Consider the following 21,616-nt stretch of genomic DNA (forward strand, 5'->3'; position numbering starts at 1 on the left):
TTAGGAGAGAAGCGCGCGGGCTTCTTCTGGGCCAACGGGGGCAGGGCGATCGCAGGTTGTTGTCATTTCGACAAAACTACGCGCTTCGCCTGCGGCCAGAATGCTCGTCATAACTTCGACGACATGGAGGGCAAGCTCGGAGGAGCAGCGATGTGGCCGACCCTCGGAAATTGCGATGGCCATATCGGACAGACCCGCCGCGCGATAGTTTGCGTGTTCGCCGTCGTTTGGAACCGAGAAGGGGTGATCCCAGCCATCGGGCAATTCCACAAAATCCTCCCGTTTGGTGATGCGAATATCCCCACCAAAGAAATTGGGGTCGGGCACGTGGACGGTGCCGTCTTGGCCATAGAGTTCCATGTTGGAATGGTCGTGTTGCCAAACGTCCCAGCTGGTGACCATCGAAATTACGGCACCGGATTTGAACTCAAGCAGAGCGTGGATGGTTGTTGGTGTACCCACTGGAATCGTTTCGCCATTGCGTGGCTCGGATGTAATCAGGCGCTCGGATGAAGGCGTTGAGGTCAGTGCCGCAACACGAGCCACTGGGCCAAGGAGCTGTACGAGGTTGGTCACATAATAGGGGCCAATATCGAGCACGGGTCCGGCACCCGGCTGATAAAAGAAATCTGGATTTGGATGCCAATGCTCCATGCCATGCCCCATAACAAAGGCCGTCCCAGAGGTGATTTTCCCCAATGTGCCGTCGTCAATCATTGCGCGCACATGTTGGTGCGAGGAGCCCATAAACGTATCCGGAGCAGAGCCGACGCGCAGACCCTTTTCCGCCGCCAAGGCCGCAATTTCTGCGCCCTCTTGGAGGGTGAGCACGAAAGGTTTTTCCGAGTAGACGTGTTTACCCGCGTTGAGAATGCTTTTGGACACCGCAAAATGCGCCGCAGGGATTGTCAGGTTGACGACGATATCTATGTCATCAGAAGCCAGTAAGCCCTCAACGGTCTCAGCGCGGACGCCGAATTCTGTGGCGCGGCTTTGGGCGGCTTCCATGTTCAAATCTGCGACGGCCCGCATTTCGATGCCTTTAAACATCGGCGCAAGCCGCAGGTAGGCCGCGGAGATATTCCCCGCGCCAATAATACCGATTCCAAGTTTTTTGGTCATTTTATTACCTTAAAGGTTTTTGTAGTTGTTGATGGAACGCGTCGCGAAGCGATTGATATCGCTTGGGTTGTCGTGCTCCATAACGAAGTGTTTCACGGGTGTTTTGCTACGGACGGCGGCGAGGATGCCTGCCCAATCCATGGTGCCTTCACCGACGTCTGCCCAACCATCCTCGTCTGCGTTCTCGCCAACGGGGGCGATGTCTTTGACGTGGACGGCGGTGATGCGGTCGCCGTACTTCTCGATCCATGCAAGGGGATCGCCACCGCCTCGCACGATCCACGCGATGTCGGCTTCCCACATCAATCCAGGGGCAGCTTCAAGCAGGGTTTCCATTGGAATGGAGCCGTCGTCACAGGCAACAAATTCAAAGTCGTGGTTGTGCCAGCCATAGGAAATGCCGTGTGCGGCAAGTGCATTGCTGATCGCTTGCAAACGGGCTGCGAAAGCTTTCCAGCCTGCCTTGTCTGTTGGGCGATCGTCCTCAACGATGTGGGGGCCGAAAATTGACGTGATCCCGAGGGCTTTTGCCGTGGCCACAACATCTTCAAGATTGTCCTCGGTATCGGAGATACCAACGTGGGCGGTTGGCATGGAAAGGCCCGTGGCATCCATTGCGGCCCGTACTTTGGCGGTGTCAACGTAAAGGGCGCCGTAGCCCTCAACGCCCGTATATCCAAGGGATGAGATCGTTGCGAAAACGTCGTCCCATGGGGTGAAATTGCGGGCGCTATAAAGCTGAAAAGAAGCGGTCATAGGGATTAAATCCTGTTTTCAGTGGTTTTTTCAAAAAGAGAGAGTCGGGCCGCGTCAAAGCCAATGCGGATCTTATCATCGTCGCGGACCTTCGATTGCCCATCCATGCGAAGACGAATGCGCACCCCCATGATTTCACACCAAACAATGGTGTCGCTTCCCATGGGCTCAACAAGTTCAACGGTGGTGTCCAAAGCAAAATCGGCAGCATCGACGGCCTCTCCGGTCACAATGTGTTCGGGTCGAATGCCCATCCAGCCTTTGCCAGCGGCGGGTTTGGAGATGAACTCGTAATTTGAGATCGGGATCGAGTGGCCAGCCGTCACGAACATCGGGGCACCGTCCGTTGTGATTTCGCCTTCAAAGAAGTTCATGGAGGGGGAGCCGATAAACTCTGCGACGTATTTGTTGCAAGGCTTGTTGTAGATCACGTCGGGACTGTCGAGTTGGTAGATTAATCCGCCTTTCATGATGGCAATGCGATCCGCGAGGGTCATGGCCTCGACCTGATCGTGGGTCACGTAGATCATGGTGTTTTTGAGTTGGTGGTGCAGGCGTTTGATTTCAACCCGCAGATCAGCGCGAAGTTGTGCATCGAGGTTTGACAGTGGCTCGTCAAATAAGAAGACATCCACGTCGCGCACGAGGGCGCGGCCAATGGCAACACGTTGACGTTGGCCACCAGAAAGGGCCGCGGGTTTACGTTTGAGCAGGGGTTCGATTTGCAAAACTTCTGCGGCGTGCGCGACCCGTTTTGCGATTTCGGCCTTGGGAACCTTGGCGTTTTTAAGGCCAAATGAGAGGTTTCCTTCGACTGTCATCTGTGGGTAAAGCGCATAGGATTGAAACACCATGCCGATGCCGCGCTCGTTGGGTTGGGCCCAAGTGACGTTTTCACCATTGATATGAATTTGCCCTCCCGAGACATCCAAAAGGCCCGCAATACAGTTGAGCAATGTGGATTTTCCACAGCCCGACGAGCCAAGAAGCACAAGAAATTCGCCTTCTGGAATGTCCAAATTCAGGTCTTTGAGAACCTTAACGGCACCAAAGTTTAGGTCGAGGTTTTTGATAGATACGCTTGTCATGATTTAGCCTTTCACCGCACCAGCAGCGATGCCGCGTACGAAGAGCTTGCCAGAAGCAAAATAGAGAATGAGAGGAACGAGACCGGTCAGAAGGGTTGCCGCCATATTGACGTTATATTCCTTCACACCTTGGACGGAGTTCACGATGTTATTGAGTTGAACCGTCATCGGATAAATCGCCGGTTTGGTGTAAATGACCCCAAAGAGGAAGTCGTTCCAGATACCCGTGACCTGAATGATCATTGCCACAACAAAAATGGGCAGGCTCATGGGCAGCATCACGCGAAAGTAGATACCCCAGAAGCCAGCGCCATCTACACGGGCCGCCTTAAAGAGTTCGTCGGGCAAGCTTGTGAAATAGTTACGGAACAAGAGCGTCAGGATCGGCATTCCGAAAATCGTGTGCACCAAAACAAGCCCCCAAAGCGACCCCATAAGGCCGAGGTTCTTCAGGATAAGAACGATGGGATAGAGCATCACTTGGTAAGGGATGAAAGCCCCGAAGATGAGGATGGTAAAGAAAATTTCCGAGCCTTTGAACTTCCAATTCGCCAGCGCATATCCGTTCACAGAGGCAATCAAAATCGACAGAATTGCCGAGGGGATAAGGATGCGGACCGAGTTCATAAATCCGCGACTTAACCCGTCGCAGTTCAAACCCGTACAGGCCGTGCTCCACGCTTTCACCCATGGTTCAAACGTGACCTCGACGGGGAGGTCAAAGATATTGCCCAGTCGGATTTCCGGCATGCCCTTAAGGGAGGTTGTAACCATCACATAGAGGGGCAGGAGGTAGTACATCGTCACCAAAAGAAGCGTGCCATAGAGCATGATATTGTTGGGACTCATACGTTTTTTGGGTTTGGGACCTTGGGGTCCGGTAAGATTATTTTTCACGGCGTTTCCCTCCGAATTCTAGGTATGCGTAGGGGACAAGAATGATCAGAACAGTCACGAGCATCATGGTAGACGCGGCGAAGGCCTGTCCGAGGTTTTGGTTTTTGAACATGCTTTCGATAACGTATTTGGCGGGGACTTCAGAAGCGATCCCCGGCCCACCGTTTGTTTGGGCGACGACGAGGTCATAGACCTTCACAATCCCCGAAGCGATGAGAACGAGCGCTGTGATAAAGACAGGCTTCATCATCGGGATCACAATAAAGATGTAGGTTTTCCAGCGTGGGATACCGTCCACACGGGACGCTTTCCAGATGTCTTGGTCGATTCCGCGTAGACCCGCGAGCATGAGCACCATGATCAAACCGGTCCCTTGCCACATCGCCGCGATGAGTATGCCATAAATAACGATGTCCTGATTATACAACGGATCAAAATTGAAGCTTTCCCACCCCATTGAGCGCACGACATTCTGGATGCCAAAGTCTGGATTCAAAATCCACTGCCACGCAAGGCCCGTTACGACGAAGGACAGGGCGAACGGGTAAAGGATGATGGTGCGGATCGTATTCTCAAACCGAATTTTTTGGTCAAGCAAGGTTGCCAAAAAGAAGCCGATTGATATCGAAAGCACCAAGGAGCAGAACCCAAAAATCGCGAGATTTTCGATCGAAATCAGCCATTTATTTGTCGACCAAAGGCGATCGTATTGGTCAAGACCAACAAAATCTAGTTTGGGTAACAATTTGGATTTCGTGAAGGAGTGGACAACAGTCCACACTGTGCAACCTACAAAAATTACCAAGGCAGTCGCGATCATTGGAAGCGCGGCGACTTTGGCGTTTAGGTTGCGAAAAAGCTGGTTGGGCCTTTTTGCATCCGCCATTGGAAGGACTCTCTTTCAGGAAGGTACGCCCTCATTTCAAAGGGTGGCACCTCGTTTGTAATGAAAAAAATGCCCCCGAACGACATGTGTTCGGGGGCATGTCACAATCGGGGAGGATCAGTCCGCGTTTGCAATGATCGCAGCATAACGCGTGTGGGCGTCTTCTGCTGTGATCGACAGGTCATTCCAGAATTCAACCATAAGATCTTCGATTTGGCCGGATGTATCTGCGGAAAGAACTTGGTCGCCGCTGGGCATGATGTTGCCCGAAGCAAGGATTTCGAGGCCCTTTTTCATACAGTCGTTTGCCGCAGAAAGATCGATGTCGCCCCGAACGGGAAGCGAGCCTTTTTTCAGGTTGAAGTTTACTTGAACTTCTTTGGAAAGAAGCAAGCTGGCCAACTCTTTTTGTGCCGCTTCAATTTCTGGATCATCCTGTTTTGGGAAGTAGAACGCATCGCCCGCAGTCGAGATGATTTCATTTACGCCCAAACCTGGGAGGCATGTGTAATCAACTCCCGCAACTTGCTCTGCAACAGCGAATTCGCCCTGTGCCCAATCACCCATGATTTGGCCGCCAGCTTCACCGTTGATAACCATTGCCGTTGCTAGGTTCCAATCGGATACGTTGGAGCCAACCGCGAGTTCACGTGCGCTTGCTGCTGCTTTAAAAACAGCGAGCATTTCAGGAGAAGACGCAGCCTCAGCATCTTTGTCAACGTTCACTTTGGTCCAAAGATCAACACCACCAAGCGCAACACTCATCACGCCGAAAGCACCGGAGGACTGCCAAGACTGCTGACCCATCGCAAGTGGTACTTTGTCAGCATCCCGCAGAGCAGGAGCGGAAGCCACAAACTCATCCCAATTCGCAGGAACAGGAACACCGGCGTCGGCGTATGCTTTGTGTGAAAGCCAAATCCACTGCCAAGAGTGAATGTTTACAGGCACACAGTAGATTTTTCCATCAAGTGTACAGCTGTCCAGCAGCGATACTGGGTTCACGATGTCGCGCCAGCCTTCTTCGGTCGCAATGTCTGTAAGGTCGAGCATGAGGCCGGCTTCTACGAGCTCTTCTGCCTGACGACCGTGGTTCAACTGTGTGGCATGCATAGGATCGCCGCCCAGAATACGGCTCACGATGACGCCGCGCGCAACGCCGCCGCCGCCCGCAATGGCGCCGTCTACCCATGTGTTGCCCTCAGTTGCGTTAAAGGCGTTTGCGAACTCAGCAACCGCAGCTGCCTCGCCGCCGGATGTCCACCAGTGTGTGACTTCCAAATCGGTCGCATAGGCTGTCGACGCTGCGCAGAGCGCAGTGGTCGCAATAAGTGCATTACGTAATTTCATGTTATCCTCCCAATTGTGTCCGGCGCCTCCCTGAGCGCCTTTTGCAATCGATTACAATATCGTGCCGCAGCGTGAAATAGGTTCTGTAATCGATTACAGGTAGATTTCAACGAACGCGCGATTCTGTCAAGCCCTTGGATTAATCTTTTCCACAGAGTAGACAGAGAAATCATTTTTGGGGACCACCGCATGAATTCGAACAGGGCGAGAATACAAGATGTTGCACGTGTTGCGGGGGTTTCGACGGCCACCGTAAGCCGCACATTGAGCAACCCGTCTGTGGTTTCTGAAGCGACGCGAAGCTCGGTTTTGGAAGCCGTGAAAGTCACCGGATATCGGGTCAATCGCGCGGCTAGAAATCTACGAACCCAGAAGACGAGTGCCATTCTCGTCTTGATTCCAAACCTCTCTAACCCGTTCTTTTCGCAAATAATTTCTGGAATTGAACAAGTTTTCTCGCGGGCCGGTTACTCACTACTGGTGGCTGATACCGAAAACAAAAGCAAACCCAATTTTAGTCTGGTTGACGTGTTTCGGGACGGGCAGGCGGATGGCATCATTTTGCTGGACGGCTACATCCCGCTTGAGGCGATCACATCGTTGCGCGGCACCGAAGCCGAGCATCTGGTTATATATGCTTGCGAGTGGGGTGAATCGGAGGGCATTCCATCGATTCGCAGCGATAATCCGGCAGGCGCGCGCATGGCTGCGGAACATTTTGCGAGCCTTGGACATAAAACTGTTGGTCACGTTTGTGGACCCGCCGAAAATGTTTTGACTCCCATGAGGCGTGATTCGTTTCTTACAGAAGCAAAGAAATTGGGTATGGAAGTGCGCGACGAGTGGGTTTTTCCCGGCGATTTTCGCCTTGTGACGGGTGCGCAGGCGGCGGACATGTATATGGCCCTTGAGGATAAGCCGAGCGCGATTTTCTGTGCGTCGGACCTTATGGCCATTGGCTTCATGAAGAGATGTTTGTCCGAGGGAATACGCATTCCCGAAGACGTGTCTGTTATTGGATTTGATGACGTGGGCCTCGCAGCATATTACCACCCGTCCCTAACGACAATTCGCCAAGATCGGGGTCAAATCGGGCGGGTCGCCGCCACCACGTTGCTTTCACGTCTTCGTGACCCCTCAAATATCGACCCTTATTTTAGACACACAGTGCCAGTCGAATTAATAAGTCGCGAAAGTACGGGTAGGTTTTTACCAAAAGCATAGTCCACGACTGGAGACTAATAGTCTGGTCGGTCCAGTTAAGAGATGTCTTAATGAATTCTGTATTTCGCCATGTTGGCGCCGCAATCTCAAGCGCATTTTAGGGGATAGTGCATTTGCACGCCCCCTTAAGTTTAACTGCGAGAACAACATGTCTTTTTTTACGGCCATTACATTTGATCAAGTCGCCTTAAGTTTTATGGCGTGTTTCTTGGTGCGGGAAGCGATGATTGCGACGCTGCCAAATTATGTTGCAGGTCCAGGTGGATGGTTGATCAATACTACAGTCTAGAGCTTTAACTGCGGCAATGCCCCGAAGCTAGTTTCAGTATTCAAAACCCACGCGATGCAAGACTTTTGGTTTTGCAGATGCCGAATCTTTTCTCCAAAAATCTGACCGTAACCGTTTACATAGCTTGATTTTTTCGATTGTAATCGATTACGTTGTGCCAACCCCCGCATTTTTGGGATTTCGGGGAAGGTTCATTTTGGAGGAAATAATGAAAACATTAAAAGGGCCAGCCCTCTTTCTTGCGCAATTCGCGGGCGACGAGGCACCGTTCAATTCTTGGGACGGTATCACCAAATGGGCGGCGGATTGCGGTTATAAGGGCGTGCAAGTTCCCAGCTGGGACGCGCGTTTCATCGACCTAGAAAAAGCAGCAACATCTAAAGATTATTGCGACGAACTCGCAGGGCAAGCGCTCGCAAACGGCGTTGAAATCACAGAGCTTTCGACGCATTTGCAAGGACAACTGGTTGCTGTCCATCCGGCATATGATATCGCGTTTGACGGCTTTGCTGCCCCCACCGTGCGGGACAATCCCAAAGCGCGGCAAGAGTGGGCGGTCAATCAAGTGAAAATGGGTTTGACGGCGAGCAAAAACCTTGGGCTTACCAAACATGGGACATTTTCTGGTGCCCTCGCTTGGCCGTATGTTTACCCTTGGCCACAGCGCCCAGCCGGACTTGTTGAGGCGGCATTTGACGAATTGGCGAAGCGTTGGCTGCCGATTCTTGACCACGCAGAAGATTGTGGTGTGGATGTTTGTTATGAAATCCACCCGGGTGAGGATCTCCATGATGGCGTGACGTTCGAGATGTTTCTTGAGCGCGTCAACAATCACGCGCGTTGCAATATGCTATATGATCCCAGCCACTATGTTCTGCAGTGCCTTGATTACATTGATAATATCGACATCTACAAAGACCGTATCAAAATGTTCCATGTTAAGGATGCCGAGTTTAACCCGACGGGTCGCCAAGGCGTTTACGGCGGCTATCAGAGTTGGGTTGATCGTGCGGGCCGCTTCCGCAGCTTGGGTGATGGCCAAGTCGATTTCGGCGCAGTTTTCTCCAAAATGGCAGCCAATGATTTTGACGGCTGGGCCGTTGTCGAATGGGAATGTGCGCTGAAACATCCCGAAGATGGGGCGCGCGAGGGTGCGCAATTTGTTAAGGATCACATTATCCGCGTCACCGAACGGGCGTTTGACGACTTTGCGGATGGTGGCACCGACGACGCTGCTAATCGCAAAATGCTTGGCTTGGAGGCATAGAAATGGCGATCACAGGACGTAACGAAGCCCTAGAGGGTCCCATACGCTTAGGTATGGTCGGCGGCGGTAAAGACGCATTCATTGGTGGAGTTCATCGGATTGCCGCGCGTATTGATGGCAAATTCAACCTAATCGCGGGGGCGCTTTCGAGCACCCCTGAACGAGCTTTGGAATCTGGCCTTGCGTTGGGATTGGCCGAGGATCGAATTTATTCCAGCTATAAGGAAATGGCGATCCGCGAGGCGCGCCTCAAAAATGGGATTGAGGCGGTTGCGATCGTTACGCCCAATCATGTTCACATGGATGCGGCGCGTGAATTCCTGAAGCGGGGCATCCATGTTATTTGCGACAAGCCCCTTACGCATACGTTGACGGATGCAAAAAAGCTGGTGAAATCTGCCGAAGCTTCGGACGCATTGTTTGTGCTCACGCATAACTACACGGGCTATCCGATGATCCGCCAAGCACGCGAAATGATCGCTAGTGGCGCATTAGGAAAAATACGTTTGGTGCAGGTTGAGTATGCGCAGGATTGGTTGGCAGAGGCCGCCGATCCCGACAACAAACAAGCAGCGTGGCGCACTGATCCGACCAAGTCTGGCGCGGGCGGATCAACGGGCGACATTGGAACGCATGCGTTTAACCTTGCGAGCTTTGTATCCGGTCTTGAGGTTGAAACGCTTTGTGCCGATTTGCAGGCTTTTGTACCGGGGCGCCAAGTGGACGACAACGCGCATGTGATGCTGCGCTATGAAGGCGGTGCGCGGGGGATGCTGTGGTGTTCACAGGTTGCCGTCGGCAATGAAAACGGACTTCGCCTTAGAATTTATGGTGAGAAAGGCGGGCTTGAATGGGCCCAAGAGGATCCAAACTATCTTTGGTATACCCCATTTGGTGAAGCCAAGAGGTTGCTGACACGCGGAGGGGCCGGAACGGGCGCGGCCGCCGCACGGGTTAGTCGTATTCCCGCAGGGCATCCGGAAGGGTATCTTGAGGGGTTCGCCACGATTTACTCCGAGGCTGCAGAAGCGATACTAGCAAAGCGGGCCGGAAAAGACGTGCCGAGCGAAGTTGTTTATCCAACCGTTCAGGACGGTCTAAAGGGTGTGCAATTCATCGACGCCTGCTTGCGCTCCTCGGCGCGGGATTCTGCGTGGGTTAAGTTCGTCTAAATTGATTGGCCGCACCTTGGGCAAAATGCGCATTGGTGCGGCCATAAATCCTCCGGTATCGGCCCGAAAACCAGAAGATTTATTCCGTAAGCGCGACGAGGGCTCCATGCGCTTGTACCACTTGTCCGGCAAGGCTCGCGCCGGCTTTGATCGCGTCGCTCAGGGTGCCGCCCGTGAAGTAAGAGGCACAGAAACCTGCGTTGAAACTGTCGCCAGCGGCGGTTGAGTCCACGACATTGTCGATGATGTTTGGCGCGATTGTGAGGGGTGTCCCGCCCAGAGTTTGGGCGATAACCGAAGCCGCACCGTTTTTGACAACAACGGTTTTCACGCCGAGCGATTGGTACCGCGCGATGGTCGCTTCGGGAGTTTCGTCGCCGTTAAATAGCTGTTCTTCGTCAAAGGACGGCAACACAATGTCCGAGACTTGTGCGGCCTTTGTTTTGACGGCCAGCATTTCCGCCTGATCTGTCCAAAGGCGCAAACGTTGGTTTGGATCATAGACAATTGTTTTTCCAGCTTTGCGTGCATAGGCCAATTCAGAAAGAAAAGTATCACGGTGCTCCGGCAGGATAACAGCCATTGTGATGCCAGAGAAAAACAATACATCCGCCGATGCAAATGCGGTGCGCAGGGTGTTTTGGTCGCCAGCCATTTGACGGGCCGCGGAATCCGAACGCCAGTAAGAGAAGCTGCGCTCGCCGTTGTCCAAGTGGATCATATAGAGGCCGACGGTTTTGCCCGCAACGTCCCGCGCGAAGGACATGTCGATATTTGCGGCGGCTCCAAAAGCCCGCATTTCCTGACTGGCAGAATCTGAACCTAGGCCCGTGAAATAGGACGTTTTCCACGCTTCTGGCACCGTCTTGGCCAAATACCACGCGGTGTTGAAAGTATCGCCCGCAAATCCGCGGCGATAGGTGTCTGGTCCAACGACGGCCAATTCGATCATCGCTTCGCCAATGGCCATAAAGTTTTTCTGCGTCATATCAGGTTGTTTCCTTGAAGCGATCTGGGTGGTTGGCTTGGATTCTCGGTAAGGCTGTTAAGACACGCGAGAGATGGATTTCAACTTGATCCGAAGCAGAGAGCACGTCGCCAGAAACAAGGGAGGAAAGGATGTCCTTGTGGTCTTGAAGGGCCGTTCGGCTGTCAAAGGCGAGGCTTAGAAACCGCACGCGATCCGCTGGGGCTTTTGTGTCGCAAATAAGGTGCCAGACCTTCGGTTGGCCTGCAATTCTGCAAAGTTCTTGGTGAAAGAGTTCATCCAATTCATAAAAGGCGATAATGGAGCCTTGGTCCAAAACTACGGCCTGTGCTTCGATCAAATCCTTAAGCGTGCCGATGGCGGTTGGCGTCATATTCTTGGCGGCCTCCCGAACGATTTCCTTTTCGAGGGCCACGCGAATGAACCGTGCGCGGCGCAGATCTGGGATCGATATATGAGTGACAACGGTTGCTTTTTGCGGACGAATACGAAGAAGCCCTTGTTGGGATAACCGATAAAAAGCATCGCGCACGGGTTGGCGGCTTACGTCGTATTGGCTCGCAATTTCGCTTTCGGAGATTTTCTTGCCGGGTTCCAATTCCAAAGAAACGATCTGATGAAACAGAATGTCATGCAGGGCTTCGGTCGCGGATTGCGCGCGACGGGTAGTATTTGACAGAGCCATTCGTTGTTCTTCCAAAAGCGGGTTGAAGCATCTTACAGACTAGCATATTAGTTTTGGCGGAGGAAGCAAGCCCTTCCAGTGGGCCGAACGGTATGACATGTTCGGATGAGTTCAGTTTACGGTGCGATGCGCGCCAAATTGCAAAAGGATACAAGCATGAAATTTCTTCGAATGGGCAAAGAGGGCGCTGAAACACCCTGTGTTCTGGATGCTGATGGCGTTGTGCGCGACGTGTCGAGCGTTGTTGCCGACTTTGGCCCCACGACCCTCGCCGATTTGACCAGCGTTTTCGACGGTTTGGACCTCGGCGAATTCCCCGAGTATGCTGGCGATCCACGTATCGGCACGCCCATCAGCCAACCTAAGAATATCTATTGTGTTGGTTTGAACTACTCGGATCATGCGGCAGAGTCGGGACTAGCTGTTCCAGACGAACCTATTCTGTTTAACAAATCCTCCAGTTCCTTTTGCGGTCCCAATGCGCCGCTGTTCTACGCGGCGCATATGACGAAACTCGATTGGGAAGTTGAACTTGGGATCGTGATCGGCAAAACGGCCTTTGGCGTTGGACCAGACGAAGCAATGGATCATGTCGCAGGTTTTACCGTAGTTAATGACGTGTCCGAGCGCGCATGGCAGGCCGAACGTGGTGGCCAGTGGATGAAAGGCAAGAGCTTTCTAAACTTCTGTCCGACCGGCCCGTGGCTTGTGACGCCAGACGACTTTGCGGATGTTCAAAATCTTGGAATGTGGCTTGATGTAAATGGGGAGCGTATGCAAACCGGAACCACAGCGAAGATGATTTTCGACGTGAAAACAATCGTTTCCTATATGAGCAGCTTTATGATGCTCGAAGAGGGCGACTTGATTTGTACGGGTACCCCTCCGGGTGTTGGGATGGGCAAGAAGCCGCCACGTTACCTGAAAATTGGCGATACTGTTGAGCTGGGAATTGATGGTCTGGGCGCGCAAAAACAGGTCGTTGAAGAGCTGTAAGCCATTCTGAATCTCTAATAAAACGCCCCGCAGATTATCTCTTCGGGGCGTTTTTCGTTTAAAGTCGACTTAGTGGTTGTCGCGTGGAACTCTGTGTTTGCTCACAACTTTTTGGTATTTCACCGCAGGTTTAAGCACCATACCCTTGTCGAATTGTTCGATCATACCGCGTTGGATTTCTTGCCACGGTGTTTGGTGCGCGGGGTAAGGGTAGCCCCCCGCTGCTTCGAGGTCGGCACGGCGTTTTGCCAGCTCATCTTTGCTGATCAGGATGTCTGCGGAACCTTTGTTCAGATCGACGCGAATATTGTCGCCCGTGACCACTAGGGCCAAACCGCCCATGGCTGCGGCCTCGGGGGATGCATTCAGGATCGACGGAGAGCCGGAGGTGCCCGATTGACGCCCGTCACCGATACAGGGCAGTTCGGAAATCCCCTGTCTGATCAACTCGGTCGGCGGTTGCATATTTACAACTTCCGCGCCGCCTGGGTGCCCGATTGGGCCTGCACCGCGCATAACAAGAATGCAGCTATCGTCGATATTGAGCGATGGATCGTCAAGGCGCGTGTGGTAATCTTCGGGGCCGTCAAACACGATTGCGCGTCCTTCAAAGGCGTTCATATCGTCGGGGTTCGAGAGATAGCGCGCTCGGAAATGTTCTGAAATCACGCTTGTTTTCATTATGGCGCTGTCGAAAAGATTACCGGTAAGTTCAACAAATCCTGCGGCCGGTTTGAGCGGAGCCGCATAGGGGTAAATCACGTCAGCATTGCTAACACTTGCGCCCGCATAGGCCTCGCCCATGCTTGTTCCTGTCACGCAAAGCGCGTTGGGATGAGGCAGAGCACCCGCGCCGATCAACTCGGCAAACACGCCCGGAATGCCGCCTGCGCGGTGAAAATCCTCGCCCAGATATTCACCAGCGGGCTGTACGTTGCACAACAGCGGTGTGCTGTGCCCATGTTTTTGCCAATCGGCGTTCGTGAGGTCAATCCCAAGGTGTGCGGCGACCGCGATGAGGTGAATCGGGGCGTTTGTACTGCCGCCGATTGCTGAATTCACAACAATCGCATTTTCAAAGGACTCGCGCGTCATAATATCGCTGGGCTTGAGGTCTTCGTTGACCATCGCGACGATGCGTTTGCCAGTTTCATAACTGATCTGGCCGCGCTCGCGATACGGCGCAGGGATTGTTGCGCCACCCGGAAGTTGCATGCCAAGGGCTTCGGCGAGGGAATTCATCGTAGTCGCGGTGCCCATTGTGTTGCAATAACCCACGGAAGGGGCGGCGGCAGAAGCGATATCCATGAACTCCGGATAGTCGATTGCACCCGTCGCCAACTCTTGGCGCGCATCCCAAATCACGGTGCCAGATCCCGCGCGTTTGCCCTTGTGCCAGCCGTTGAGCATGGGGCCGACGGAAAGCGCGATCGCAGGGATATCAACCGTTGCGGCGGCCATCAGGAGGGCAGGGGTGGTTTTGTCACAGCCGATCGTCAAAACGACGCCGTCGAGCGGGTAGCCGTGCAAAACTTCGACCAATCCAAGATAGGCGAGGTTGCGATCCAAGGCGGCCGTGGGGCGACGCCCCGTTTCTTGAATGGGGTGTACAGGGAATTCAAAGCAAATCCCGCCCGCCGCAATAATCCCGTCGCGCGTCCGTTTCGCAAGCTCAATGTGGTGGCGATTACAGGGTGACAAATCGCTGCCTGTTTGTGCGATACCAATGATCGGTTTGCCGGATTGCAACTCTTCGCGGGTGATGCCGAAATTCAAATACCGCTCAATATATAGGGCCGTCATTCCAGGGTTGTCTGGGTTGTCGAACCATTGTTGCGAACGGAGTTTGGTTGAATTTTCGGTCATTATTGCAAGTCCTTGCATTGGGTTTAAAGGGGGAGAGCGCCTTGTTTATATGGCCTCTGACTGGGCGTACCAAAGCGGGTTAGGGGGGTGTTTGCAAGGGCATTCTCTGGAAGTTTGTTCCACATTGTGAATTTTTGAACCAAATCACTGATATTCCAGTAGGAAGCGTATTTACTTGAGTAAATAGATCAGGTATATAATCAGATAACCGCGAAAAGGAGTGCAAAATGAACATTGTAGTGAGTGCCGAGCGAATCCCGCAGAACGATGTTATTGAGCGCGAGATTCCCGCGTACGACGCGCGCCGCTTGACCTTGGACAACGGGCAGGCGCGCATCATCCTAGATGGTCAAATCTACTCTTTGCGCATTACTCGAGCCAACAAACTCATTCTGACAAAGTAACCAACTCTCCCGCAAACTCCGCGCGGCGACTACAGATGCGTTCCTGTAGAAAGTCGAGCAACAAGCGTATACGCGCCGTTTTGCGCAGGTCGCCATGGAGGAGAAGCCAGAGTTTTCTGTCGGCAATTGTTCCTTGGTAGGGCGGGCGAACGAGGCCTTGAATTCGGTCGCCCACGAAGCACGGAAGCATGGTCATTCCAACCCCTTCAAGAGCCATAGCGACCTGTGGTGCTACTTCAAAGCATCGAAACCGAAGGCTTGCCTTTGGGTAATCACTTTTGCGAATCCAGCTCGCGGAGGTTGCTTCTTCGGGTTCATTCCAGCCGATAAAATGAAGCCCTATACCTGCGTTGTCTTGAATTTGGGCGGCGTATTCTGGCGTGCAGTACACAGCCTTGCGGCAGTCCACCAATTTGCGCCCATAAACATCGTCTTCGACGGTTTGGGCGTAGCGAATTGAGATATCTGCTTCCCGATGGTCGAGCCGAACAACAGTATTTGTGAATCCTAAATGCACGTCGATTTCGGGGTGCAATTTGCCAAAGAGGGCAAGGTCTCCCGTCACGGACGAAAATGCGAGGAAGGGCGGCATTGAAACGTAAATCGCGCCCGAGGGGAGGGAGTCGCGCCCTGCGATCAGGCGGGCAGCTGAAGCGATTTCATCCTCAATGCGCTCTGCTATGGGAAAAAGATCTTCGCCGAGCTGGGTCAATGCAAGGCCAGACTTCGCGCGGTCAAATAATCGCGCGCGCGTTGCGTCTTCGAGGGCAGTAATACGCCGCGAAACGGTGGCATGGTTCGTGACCAACTTGATCGCCGCACCACGAATGGTACCCGTGCGCGCAACTGCGAGAAAGTATTTTAGGTCATTCCAGTCAAACCGCGACAGGCGCGAAGGTAGGGGACGATAAGTCGACTGGTTCATATTTGATCCGCTTTGTAAGGAATGTTATTTTTTGTTCCAAATAGTATCCAACATACAGCTTTAGTGCAATGTGCAGCGCACTGGAAGATTGTGAGTTTGGGGCACGGGGTGGGATTTGACTGGATTGCGCGGCTAGGACTGATATTCTGAATTCAATTTTTCTGAAAAGGGTATTCCATGCTTCGCAACCTTAACCGCCTGCTTTCACCAGACATTCTTTATACATTAGCAACTATGGGGCACGGAGATGAAATCGTAATTGCGGATGCGAATTTCCCCGGCGATTCATGTACCGACCGCCTTGTGCGTCTTGATGGAATTTCAGCAACCGAAGCGTTGCGGGCTGTGTTGAGCGTGATGCCTTTGGACAGTTTCGTCGCCGATCCAGCAATAACTATGCAAGTTGTTGGGGCCCCTGATGATGTCCCACCAATTGTTGCGGAATTCCAGAATATTATAAATGAAACCGCCGATAATCCGGCGCAAATTCAAACGTTGGAGCGCTTTGCGTTTTACGAGCGCACCAAGCAAACCTACGCTATTATTCAAACGGGGGAACTGCGCCTCTACGGGAATATCGTGCTAAAAAAGGGTGTTATTTCGCCAGAATAAGCTGCTTTCTGCGAGCAATAAGGGCGTCTAACCCGTAGGATATAAGTAGGACAAGCAGGACGGCGAAAATTGTGTCCGAGAGGAAATGCCGCCCCATCGCAACGCGCATCCCTGACCCGACGATGGCAAAAAATATCGCAAATCTGCGTAAGTTTCGCGCGGCTACGGGATTGCTGCTCGCGGAGGTTAGCACGAAAATTCCGACTGCCACGGCGACGGCGCCTGACGCTTCGCCAGAAACGAATGAACAGTTCTGGGCACATTGATCGGTGATTTGGAAGGGCGGGGTAAAGGTCGCGTCGCCTCCGAATTCGGTGACATAGGCGGGGCGCGCTCGACCCCAATACGATTTAAGAATGCCATTGACCAAAAGGCCCGGTCCCAAGAGGAATAGGGCAAGAATTTTACCCCACATGAGCGGTGTAACCCCAAAGAGATTTCGCTTCCAAAGGTTGAGGAGGAGGAAAATCAGGGCCACCACAGGGAACAACAGCATTGCGTTCATCATGACACTGCGCACGCCCAAGGCAAAGGGCGATTGGGCCGTCGGAAAAACTCCAGTTTCAGAATTATAAAAAAGCCCAGTTACCCATAGATCAATCGAAGGCACAGTGGTGAAAATTACTAGGGTGAGGAGGAATACGACCGTAAGGCGTTGAAGGTAGGGTTGCATTTTAGGTCCTGAAATTGAGTTGGGCTCTCATAGCACGTGGTTGGTTTGCCCGCAAAGCCGCTAAATCAACCAAACCAGCAGATCTATCGAAATCAACACTGCGATCAAAGGTATGCCAACCCGCAATGCCAAAAACCGAATTGCCTCGCGGGTTAGGCGCGGTGGAGCGGCGCTGACGCCAAGAATGAGTTCAGGTTTTGGGCGCTTGGTACGGATTTTCATACGCGCATTAACGACGTTTTAAGTAATCAAACGGTTAACAGGAGTATGGATGCTGTCTGGGCCAATATTAAAGAAGATGAGTGGAGGGAAGCCGCTTGCGCGTCATTGGCATCGCTTCAGCAATCCTATGAGTACGGTGAAATCTGTGGCTCATTCGGACTGGAAGTTATGCGGGCGCGCCTGACACAAGAAAGCGAGCAGGGCTATGCGCAAGTTTTGGTGCGCAGCGCATTCGGGGGGCGGCGATTGGCCCTTTTGTCGCGCGGCCCGATTTGGCCCGACGGGGTCGACCGTGATGTTGCAAGTAGTGCTGCCCTATATAAGACGATCCCCATGTCTCGTGCCAGTATTATGATGGCGACACCAAATGGGTTGGCCCCCCTTGTTGGCATCCCGATGATGTCTGGGGCGACAGTTGCGGAGATTTCCCTCATGGACGACGACACCGCGCAACGCGCCTTTATGCACGGGAAATGGCGCAATCGTTTGGTGCAATCCGAAGGTATGGATTTAAGCGTCGAACCGATTGCGCCTACACCGGCCCTTATTGAGATGCTTCTGGCGCGAGATGCCAAACAGCAAAAACGGCGAGGGTATCGCAACCTTCCCCCGCGTTTCTTGCGCCGTTGGGCGGAGCATTATCCCGAGAAAACACATATCCTTGTGAGCCGTAGTTGCGGCAAGATTAACGCCGCGATGGTTTTCCTGCGACACGGAAGTACCGCGACTTATTACCTCGGGTGGCGCGAGGTTGAGGCACACATTCCGGTTCACAATTTGATGCTCTGGCAGGGCATGAGACTTTTGACACATCTCAACATCAAGCGACTCGATCTTGGTCTTCTGGATACCCATAATTCACCAAATCTTGCACGATTTAAGCTCGGCTCAGGCGCTCGGGCGCGTTGCATTGGTAAGACGTATCTCCTCCGATCGTCGTGACATAATTCTGTTACCCACAGCGGCTATGGAAGGCCCAATTCTGAAAACTATTTTTCGGAAGGCGTTCGCCTGTCGTATTCTGTTCTTTACTAAGTGGTAAAAAACAAATTAGGCTTCGGGAACAACAATGAGAGCTCAAAAAGGGCTCACCGACAAGGAGAGAGACTATGACGATTAAAACTGGGATCACTGCGATTGCCCTCGTTGCCTCTGCTGCGGCGACTGGTGCGTCCGCTGAAACTTTGCGTTTGCTCACTTGGGGTGGTTATGCTCCTGAGGAAGTGATCGAGAAATTCACGGCTGAAACGGGCATCGAAGTTGAAGTTACAAAATCCAACAACGAAGAAATGATTGCCAAGTTGCGCGCAACTGATGGCGGTGGTTTCGATTTGGCTCAACCCTCCCAAGACCGTATTGCCGGTGCACAGGAAGAGTTCGACATTTACAAGCCGATCGACCTTTCCAAAATCGATACCAGCCTCTTTATCACGTCCATGCTTGAAGCCACAAAAGGCAACACAACGCTTGGGTCTGACGTTTATGGCCTGCCACATATTTGGGGCACATCGGGCCTTGTTGTGAACACGGCGATGGCGCCAAATGTCAAAGATTACACGGACCTTTGCGCAGATGACGTTGCTGGCAAAGTTTCCTACCGTCTGAAACGCCCCACTTTGATTGGGTTCGCCTTCTCGATGGGCATGGATCCTTTCGCAGCTTATTCCGACCCCACAGCATATGAAAAAATCATCACTGCGGTTGAAGAAAAACTCGTCTCCTGTAAGGCGAACGTAAAAGCCTATTGGAGCGGTGGCGACGAGTTGATGGGCCTTTTGCGGTCTGGCGAAGTGACGGCATCCATGGCGTGGGATACGGGCGGATGGAAGCTTAACTCCGAAAATCCAGAGATCACGTTTATCGCACCCGCGTCCGGTGCACTTGGCTGGATCGACACTTTTGCGCTTCCACGGAAAACTAAAGCGGAAGATGCGGCTTACAAGTGGATCAACTTTGTTATGCAGCCAGAAATCGCTGCTATGATCACAGCGTCTGCTGGCAACTTCACGGCGTCCGTGGGTGCCGATGGCTTTGCCGACGAGGAACTGAAAGCGCAGTTCCAAGCGTCTTTCCCACCTGAAGCTATCGACAACATCAATTGGTACCCAACTGTACCAGCAGGCCTTGAAGACATCGAAGGCGCAGCTTTGGATCGTATCAAAGCCGCGAATTAATCAAACCACATAAAGGCGCGCGGGGAAACTCGCGCGCCTTTTTCTATTATTTTGGATGTTCTAAATGACGACTGTAAATGACCTCGACTGCATCAACCTCACGAAGCGTTTTGCGGAAACTCTTGCTGTGGATGATGTGACCTTTTCCGTACCAAGGGGATCCTTCTTTTCAATCCTCGGGCCGTCGGGATGTGGAAAAACCACGATCATGCGGATGATCGCGGGATTCCTTGATCCCACGTCTGGCGACATTCAAATCAAAGGTCATTCGGTTCTTGAAACTCCGCCCAATCGGCGTCCGGTCAATATGGTCTTTCAGCATCTCGCTCTGTTTCCGATGATGAACATCGAAGAAAATATCGGGTATGGTTTGCGTCGTCAGGGCTTAAAGAAGCGCGAAATCGAGGCCAAAGTTGGTGATGCGTTGGAGCGTATCGGGCTTCCCGGAATTGGGAAACGCCAAGTGGATCAACTTTCGGGTGGTCAAAAACAACGCGTCGCAATTGCACGGTGTATGGTTCTTGAGCCAGACGTTCTGTTGCTTGACGAACCCCTTGGGGCGCTGGATTTGAAGCTGCGTGAGCACATGAAAGTTGAGCTGAAATCCTTGCAGGCGGCGTTCGATACGACCTTCGTTTATATTACGCATGACCAATCCGAAGCCCTTGTGATGAGCGACCAAGTCGCCGTAATGAACGCAGGGAGATTCGAACAACTCGATACCGCGTCTAACCTTTACTATGCGCCGAAAACGCCATTTGTTGCTGGGTTTGTGGGCGATTCAAATCGTTGGGAAGGCCTTGTTGAAAGCGTGGACGGGCGCGCAATTAGCGTGCGCACAAGTGCTGGTCTTTCGCTGCGAGGCGTGTCGCAAGTTTCGCTCGCAAAGGGCGACATGGCCCAAATTTTCTTGCGTCCAGAGGCCATAAGGATCGCACGTGCCGCTTCTGGTGTAGCGGGGCAGGATAATAGCGCTGTTGGCACGGTTGAAAACGTGCTGTTCAACGGCGCAAACAGTCGCGTTTTGCTGGCCGTTCCGACAGGGGGGACAATCGACGTTGCGCTGCCACAATCAGGGGAGTTCGCGGATTTATCACGCGGAAATACACTGCACATTGGCTGGGGCGCGGCACAATCTCTTTGCTTTGGAGTTGCTTGATGGGAGCCCGCGCGAAACTTGGATTTATCCTTCTGGCAAGCCCGCTTTTGCTTTGGCTTTCCCTTTTGATCATCATCCCACATATCGATATGTTTATCTTGTCGCTACAGGAAAAAGTGGGCGTTCGGCAATATGAAACGGGCCCCGCCAACTACCTGACGTTCTTCACAGAGCCGCTTTATATCCGCACTTTTTTGCGCACCGCGTTCATGTCAATTTTCGCGACAATCCTAACGTTGTTCATCGCCTTTCCGGTGTCCTATTACATCGCCAAAATTGCGCGAGGGCGCCTTCAATCGGTTTTGTTTCTCATGTGTCTTGTGCCGTTCTGGGTCTCGGAATTGGTGCGGACTTTTGGCTGGATGATCCTGCTGCGGGAAACGGGGATTTTCTCTCAATTCTTGCAATGGTCGGGGATTGTCGACGGCCCTGTTGAGTTTCTTTATAACGATGCGGCCATGATGGTCGGGCTGGTCTATACGTCGATGCTGTTCATGGTTGTACCGCTTGTGACAACCCTTGAGAGCCTCGACGACAGCATGATCGAAGCGGGATACGACCTTGGCGGCAATGGCTTAACTGTTCTGCGTGAAATCATCATTCCCCACGCAGTACCCGGTATTGTTTCGGGTTCAATTGTTGTCTTTATGCTGTCGCTGGGCAATTATCTCACCCCGATTATGTTGGGTGGTAAGGACAGTCTTTGGTTTACGGAAATGATCTATGATCAGTTCATTGTACGATTTAATTGGGAACTTGGGGCGGCCTTTGGCTTCCTGCTTCTTGGCCTGTCTTCGCTCATAGTTTGGGGCGCACTCAAGCTTTCCGGTCAAACACTCGAAAAGACGATGGGGTAGGCGC

The 21,616-nt window shown here is 52.7% G+C and carries 23 protein-coding genes; 11 read left to right on the forward strand and 12 right to left on the reverse strand.

The annotated features are described in order from the left end of the window. From AB9F26_RS01670 to AB9F26_RS01695, 6 genes are all read right to left on the reverse strand, one after another. Nucleotides 1-1,122, reverse strand: coding sequence for a Gfo/Idh/MocA family protein (locus AB9F26_RS01670; RefSeq protein ID WP_369767132.1), 1,122 nt, complete (start codon nt 1,120-1,122; stop codon nt 1-3). 9 nt (nt 1,123-1,131) lie between these two features. Then, nucleotides 1,132-1,878, reverse strand: coding sequence for a sugar phosphate isomerase/epimerase family protein (locus AB9F26_RS01675; RefSeq protein WP_369767133.1), 747 nt, complete (start codon nt 1,876-1,878; stop codon nt 1,132-1,134). A gap of 5 nt (nt 1,879-1,883) precedes the next feature. Further along, the gene (locus AB9F26_RS01680; protein WP_039000712.1) at nt 1,884-2,966 is read right to left on the reverse strand and encodes an ABC transporter ATP-binding protein; all 1,083 of its coding nucleotides are present in this window, start codon (nt 2,964-2,966) and stop codon (nt 1,884-1,886) included. Between the two features lie 3 nt (nt 2,967-2,969). Beyond that, nucleotides 2,970-3,815: a carbohydrate ABC transporter permease gene (locus tag AB9F26_RS01685; protein ID WP_335585334.1), complete on the reverse strand. Its 846-nt coding sequence runs from the start codon at nt 3,813-3,815 to the stop codon at nt 2,970-2,972. Between the two features lie 37 nt (nt 3,816-3,852). Further along, complete coding sequence (locus AB9F26_RS01690; protein WP_335585276.1) at nt 3,853-4,749, reverse strand: sugar ABC transporter permease; 897 nt, start codon at nt 4,747-4,749, stop codon at nt 3,853-3,855. Nucleotides 4,750-4,866: 117 nt separating this feature from the next. After that, nucleotides 4,867-6,099 (reverse strand): ABC transporter substrate-binding protein, encoded by a 1,233-nt coding sequence (locus tag AB9F26_RS01695; protein ID WP_335585277.1) that lies wholly within the window; start codon nt 6,097-6,099, stop codon nt 4,867-4,869. 189 nt (nt 6,100-6,288) lie between these two features. On the opposite strand from AB9F26_RS01695, the gene AB9F26_RS01700 reads away from it, so the two are divergent. The 4 genes from AB9F26_RS01700 to AB9F26_RS01715 all read left to right on the forward strand — a co-directional run bounded on the left by AB9F26_RS01700 (nt 6,289) and on the right by AB9F26_RS01715 (nt 10,051). Next, nucleotides 6,289-7,323: a LacI family DNA-binding transcriptional regulator gene (locus AB9F26_RS01700; RefSeq protein WP_335585278.1), complete on the forward strand. Its 1,035-nt coding sequence runs from the start codon at nt 6,289-6,291 to the stop codon at nt 7,321-7,323. 148 nt (nt 7,324-7,471) lie between these two features. Continuing rightward, the gene (locus AB9F26_RS01705; RefSeq protein ID WP_335585279.1) at nt 7,472-7,612 is read left to right on the forward strand and encodes a hypothetical protein; all 141 of its coding nucleotides are present in this window, start codon (nt 7,472-7,474) and stop codon (nt 7,610-7,612) included. A 208-nt stretch (nt 7,613-7,820) separates the two neighbouring features. Continuing rightward, nucleotides 7,821-8,879 carry a sugar phosphate isomerase/epimerase gene (locus tag AB9F26_RS01710; protein ID WP_335585280.1) on the forward strand — a complete coding sequence of 353 codons (1,059 nt, stop codon included), beginning with the start codon at nt 7,821-7,823 and terminating at the stop codon, nt 8,877-8,879. A 2-nt stretch (nt 8,880-8,881) separates the two neighbouring features. After that, entirely contained in the window at nt 8,882-10,051 is a 1,170-nt protein-coding gene (locus tag AB9F26_RS01715; protein ID WP_369767134.1) for a Gfo/Idh/MocA family protein, read from the forward strand. Nucleotides 10,052-10,130: 79 nt separating this feature from the next. Here AB9F26_RS01715 and AB9F26_RS01720 read toward each other — a convergent pair whose 3' ends face one another. Together AB9F26_RS01720 and AB9F26_RS01725 are read right to left on the reverse strand one after the other, a co-directional pair. Next, nucleotides 10,131-11,039: a sugar kinase gene (locus tag AB9F26_RS01720; RefSeq protein ID WP_335585282.1), complete on the reverse strand. Its 909-nt coding sequence runs from the start codon at nt 11,037-11,039 to the stop codon at nt 10,131-10,133. A gap of 1 nt (nt 11,040) precedes the next feature. Continuing rightward, nucleotides 11,041-11,724, reverse strand: coding sequence for a GntR family transcriptional regulator (locus tag AB9F26_RS01725; RefSeq protein WP_335585283.1), 684 nt, complete (start codon nt 11,722-11,724; stop codon nt 11,041-11,043). A gap of 156 nt (nt 11,725-11,880) precedes the next feature. Between AB9F26_RS01725 and AB9F26_RS01730 the strand changes: the two genes are divergently transcribed. After that, entirely contained in the window at nt 11,881-12,720 is an 840-nt protein-coding gene (locus AB9F26_RS01730; protein WP_335585284.1) for a fumarylacetoacetate hydrolase family protein, read from the forward strand. Between the two features lie 69 nt (nt 12,721-12,789). Here the strand turns inward: AB9F26_RS01730 and AB9F26_RS01735 are convergent, their stop codons facing one another. After that, nucleotides 12,790-14,586 carry an IlvD/Edd family dehydratase gene (locus AB9F26_RS01735; RefSeq protein ID WP_369767135.1) on the reverse strand — a complete coding sequence of 599 codons (1,797 nt, stop codon included), beginning with the start codon at nt 14,584-14,586 and terminating at the stop codon, nt 12,790-12,792. Between the two features lie 227 nt (nt 14,587-14,813). On the opposite strand from AB9F26_RS01735, the gene hemP reads away from it, so the two are divergent. Then, the gene (hemP, locus tag AB9F26_RS01740) at nt 14,814-14,990 is read left to right on the forward strand and encodes a hemin uptake protein HemP (protein ID WP_369767136.1); all 177 of its coding nucleotides are present in this window, start codon (nt 14,814-14,816) and stop codon (nt 14,988-14,990) included. Here hemP and AB9F26_RS01745 read toward each other — a convergent pair. Then, the gene (locus tag AB9F26_RS01745) at nt 14,974-15,915 is read right to left on the reverse strand and encodes a LysR family transcriptional regulator (protein WP_369767137.1); all 942 of its coding nucleotides are present in this window, start codon (nt 15,913-15,915) and stop codon (nt 14,974-14,976) included. The genes hemP and AB9F26_RS01745 overlap by 17 nt on opposite strands. 177 nt (nt 15,916-16,092) lie before the next feature. Between AB9F26_RS01745 and AB9F26_RS01750 the strand changes: the two genes are divergently transcribed. Then, nucleotides 16,093-16,527, forward strand: a complete 435-nt coding sequence (locus AB9F26_RS01750) for an RbsD/FucU family protein (protein WP_369767138.1) — start codon at nt 16,093-16,095, stop codon at nt 16,525-16,527. Here the strand turns inward: AB9F26_RS01750 and AB9F26_RS01755 are convergent. Next, nucleotides 16,511-17,200 (reverse strand): phosphatase PAP2 family protein, encoded by a 690-nt coding sequence (locus AB9F26_RS01755; protein WP_369767139.1) that lies wholly within the window; start codon nt 17,198-17,200, stop codon nt 16,511-16,513. The two genes, AB9F26_RS01750 and AB9F26_RS01755, sit on opposite strands and share 17 nt — an antisense overlap. A 60-nt stretch (nt 17,201-17,260) precedes the next feature. Next, the gene (locus tag AB9F26_RS01760; protein ID WP_156477403.1) at nt 17,261-17,422 is read right to left on the reverse strand and encodes a hypothetical protein; all 162 of its coding nucleotides are present in this window, start codon (nt 17,420-17,422) and stop codon (nt 17,261-17,263) included. Between the two features lie 45 nt (nt 17,423-17,467). Between AB9F26_RS01760 and AB9F26_RS01765 the strand changes: the two genes are divergently transcribed. The 4 genes from AB9F26_RS01765 (at nt 17,468) to AB9F26_RS01780 (ending at nt 21,612) form a co-directional block, all read left to right on the forward strand. Then, nucleotides 17,468-18,364, forward strand: coding sequence for a GNAT family N-acetyltransferase (locus AB9F26_RS01765; protein ID WP_369767140.1), 897 nt, complete (start codon nt 17,468-17,470; stop codon nt 18,362-18,364). A 167-nt stretch (nt 18,365-18,531) separates the two neighbouring features. Continuing rightward, complete coding sequence (locus tag AB9F26_RS01770; protein WP_369767141.1) at nt 18,532-19,596, forward strand: extracellular solute-binding protein; 1,065 nt, start codon at nt 18,532-18,534, stop codon at nt 19,594-19,596. A 64-nt stretch (nt 19,597-19,660) separates the two neighbouring features. Beyond that, nucleotides 19,661-20,755, forward strand: a complete 1,095-nt coding sequence (locus tag AB9F26_RS01775; protein WP_369767142.1) for an ABC transporter ATP-binding protein — start codon at nt 19,661-19,663, stop codon at nt 20,753-20,755. Then, the gene (locus tag AB9F26_RS01780) at nt 20,755-21,612 is read left to right on the forward strand and encodes an ABC transporter permease (protein WP_039000733.1); all 858 of its coding nucleotides are present in this window, start codon (nt 20,755-20,757) and stop codon (nt 21,610-21,612) included. The genes AB9F26_RS01775 and AB9F26_RS01780 overlap by 1 nt, the downstream gene beginning before the upstream one ends. The last annotated feature ends 4 nt before the right edge of the window (nt 21,613-21,616 follow it).

This window comes from Falsihalocynthiibacter sp. BN13B15, from assembly GCF_041205415.1.
In the GTDB taxonomy this organism is placed as follows: domain Bacteria; phylum Pseudomonadota; class Alphaproteobacteria; order Rhodobacterales; family Rhodobacteraceae; genus Falsihalocynthiibacter; species Falsihalocynthiibacter arcticus.

What these genes read in the sequence shown, in the direction of transcription:
- AB9F26_RS01670 (WP_369767132.1), bottom strand. Translation starts at nt 1,122, where the DNA reads ATGACCAAAAAACTTGGAATCGGTATTATTGGCGCGGGGAATATCTCC.
- AB9F26_RS01675 (WP_369767133.1), bottom strand. Translation starts at nt 1,878, where the DNA reads ATGACCGCTTCTTTTCAGCTTTATAGCGCCCGCAATTTCACCCCATGG.
- AB9F26_RS01680 (WP_039000712.1), bottom strand. Translation starts at nt 2,966, where the DNA reads ATGACAAGCGTATCTATCAAAAACCTCGACCTAAACTTTGGTGCCGTT.
- AB9F26_RS01685 (WP_335585334.1), bottom strand. Translation starts at nt 3,815, where the DNA reads ATGAGTCCCAACAATATCATGCTCTATGGCACGCTTCTTTTGGTGACG.
- AB9F26_RS01690 (WP_335585276.1), bottom strand. Translation starts at nt 4,749, where the DNA reads ATGGCGGATGCAAAAAGGCCCAACCAGCTTTTTCGCAACCTAAACGCC.
- AB9F26_RS01695 (WP_335585277.1), bottom strand. Translation starts at nt 6,099, where the DNA reads ATGAAATTACGTAATGCACTTATTGCGACCACTGCGCTCTGCGCAGCG.
- AB9F26_RS01700 (WP_335585278.1), top strand. Translation starts at nt 6,289, where the DNA reads ATGAATTCGAACAGGGCGAGAATACAAGATGTTGCACGTGTTGCGGGG.
- AB9F26_RS01705 (WP_335585279.1), top strand. Translation starts at nt 7,472, where the DNA reads ATGTCTTTTTTTACGGCCATTACATTTGATCAAGTCGCCTTAAGTTTT.
- AB9F26_RS01710 (WP_335585280.1), top strand. Translation starts at nt 7,821, where the DNA reads ATGAAAACATTAAAAGGGCCAGCCCTCTTTCTTGCGCAATTCGCGGGC.
- AB9F26_RS01715 (WP_369767134.1), top strand. Translation starts at nt 8,882, where the DNA reads ATGGCGATCACAGGACGTAACGAAGCCCTAGAGGGTCCCATACGCTTA.
- AB9F26_RS01720 (WP_335585282.1), bottom strand. Translation starts at nt 11,039, where the DNA reads ATGACGCAGAAAAACTTTATGGCCATTGGCGAAGCGATGATCGAATTG.
- AB9F26_RS01725 (WP_335585283.1), bottom strand. Translation starts at nt 11,724, where the DNA reads ATGGCTCTGTCAAATACTACCCGTCGCGCGCAATCCGCGACCGAAGCC.
- AB9F26_RS01730 (WP_335585284.1), top strand. Translation starts at nt 11,881, where the DNA reads ATGAAATTTCTTCGAATGGGCAAAGAGGGCGCTGAAACACCCTGTGTT.
- AB9F26_RS01735 (WP_369767135.1), bottom strand. Translation starts at nt 14,586, where the DNA reads ATGACCGAAAATTCAACCAAACTCCGTTCGCAACAATGGTTCGACAAC.
- hemP (WP_369767136.1), top strand. Translation starts at nt 14,814, where the DNA reads ATGAACATTGTAGTGAGTGCCGAGCGAATCCCGCAGAACGATGTTATT.
- AB9F26_RS01745 (WP_369767137.1), bottom strand. Translation starts at nt 15,915, where the DNA reads ATGAACCAGTCGACTTATCGTCCCCTACCTTCGCGCCTGTCGCGGTTT.
- AB9F26_RS01750 (WP_369767138.1), top strand. Translation starts at nt 16,093, where the DNA reads ATGCTTCGCAACCTTAACCGCCTGCTTTCACCAGACATTCTTTATACA.
- AB9F26_RS01755 (WP_369767139.1), bottom strand. Translation starts at nt 17,200, where the DNA reads ATGCAACCCTACCTTCAACGCCTTACGGTCGTATTCCTCCTCACCCTA.
- AB9F26_RS01760 (WP_156477403.1), bottom strand. Translation starts at nt 17,422, where the DNA reads ATGAAAATCCGTACCAAGCGCCCAAAACCTGAACTCATTCTTGGCGTC.
- AB9F26_RS01765 (WP_369767140.1), top strand. Translation starts at nt 17,468, where the DNA reads ATGGATGCTGTCTGGGCCAATATTAAAGAAGATGAGTGGAGGGAAGCC.
- AB9F26_RS01770 (WP_369767141.1), top strand. Translation starts at nt 18,532, where the DNA reads ATGACGATTAAAACTGGGATCACTGCGATTGCCCTCGTTGCCTCTGCT.
- AB9F26_RS01775 (WP_369767142.1), top strand. Translation starts at nt 19,661, where the DNA reads ATGACGACTGTAAATGACCTCGACTGCATCAACCTCACGAAGCGTTTT.
- AB9F26_RS01780 (WP_039000733.1), top strand. Translation starts at nt 20,755, where the DNA reads ATGGGAGCCCGCGCGAAACTTGGATTTATCCTTCTGGCAAGCCCGCTT.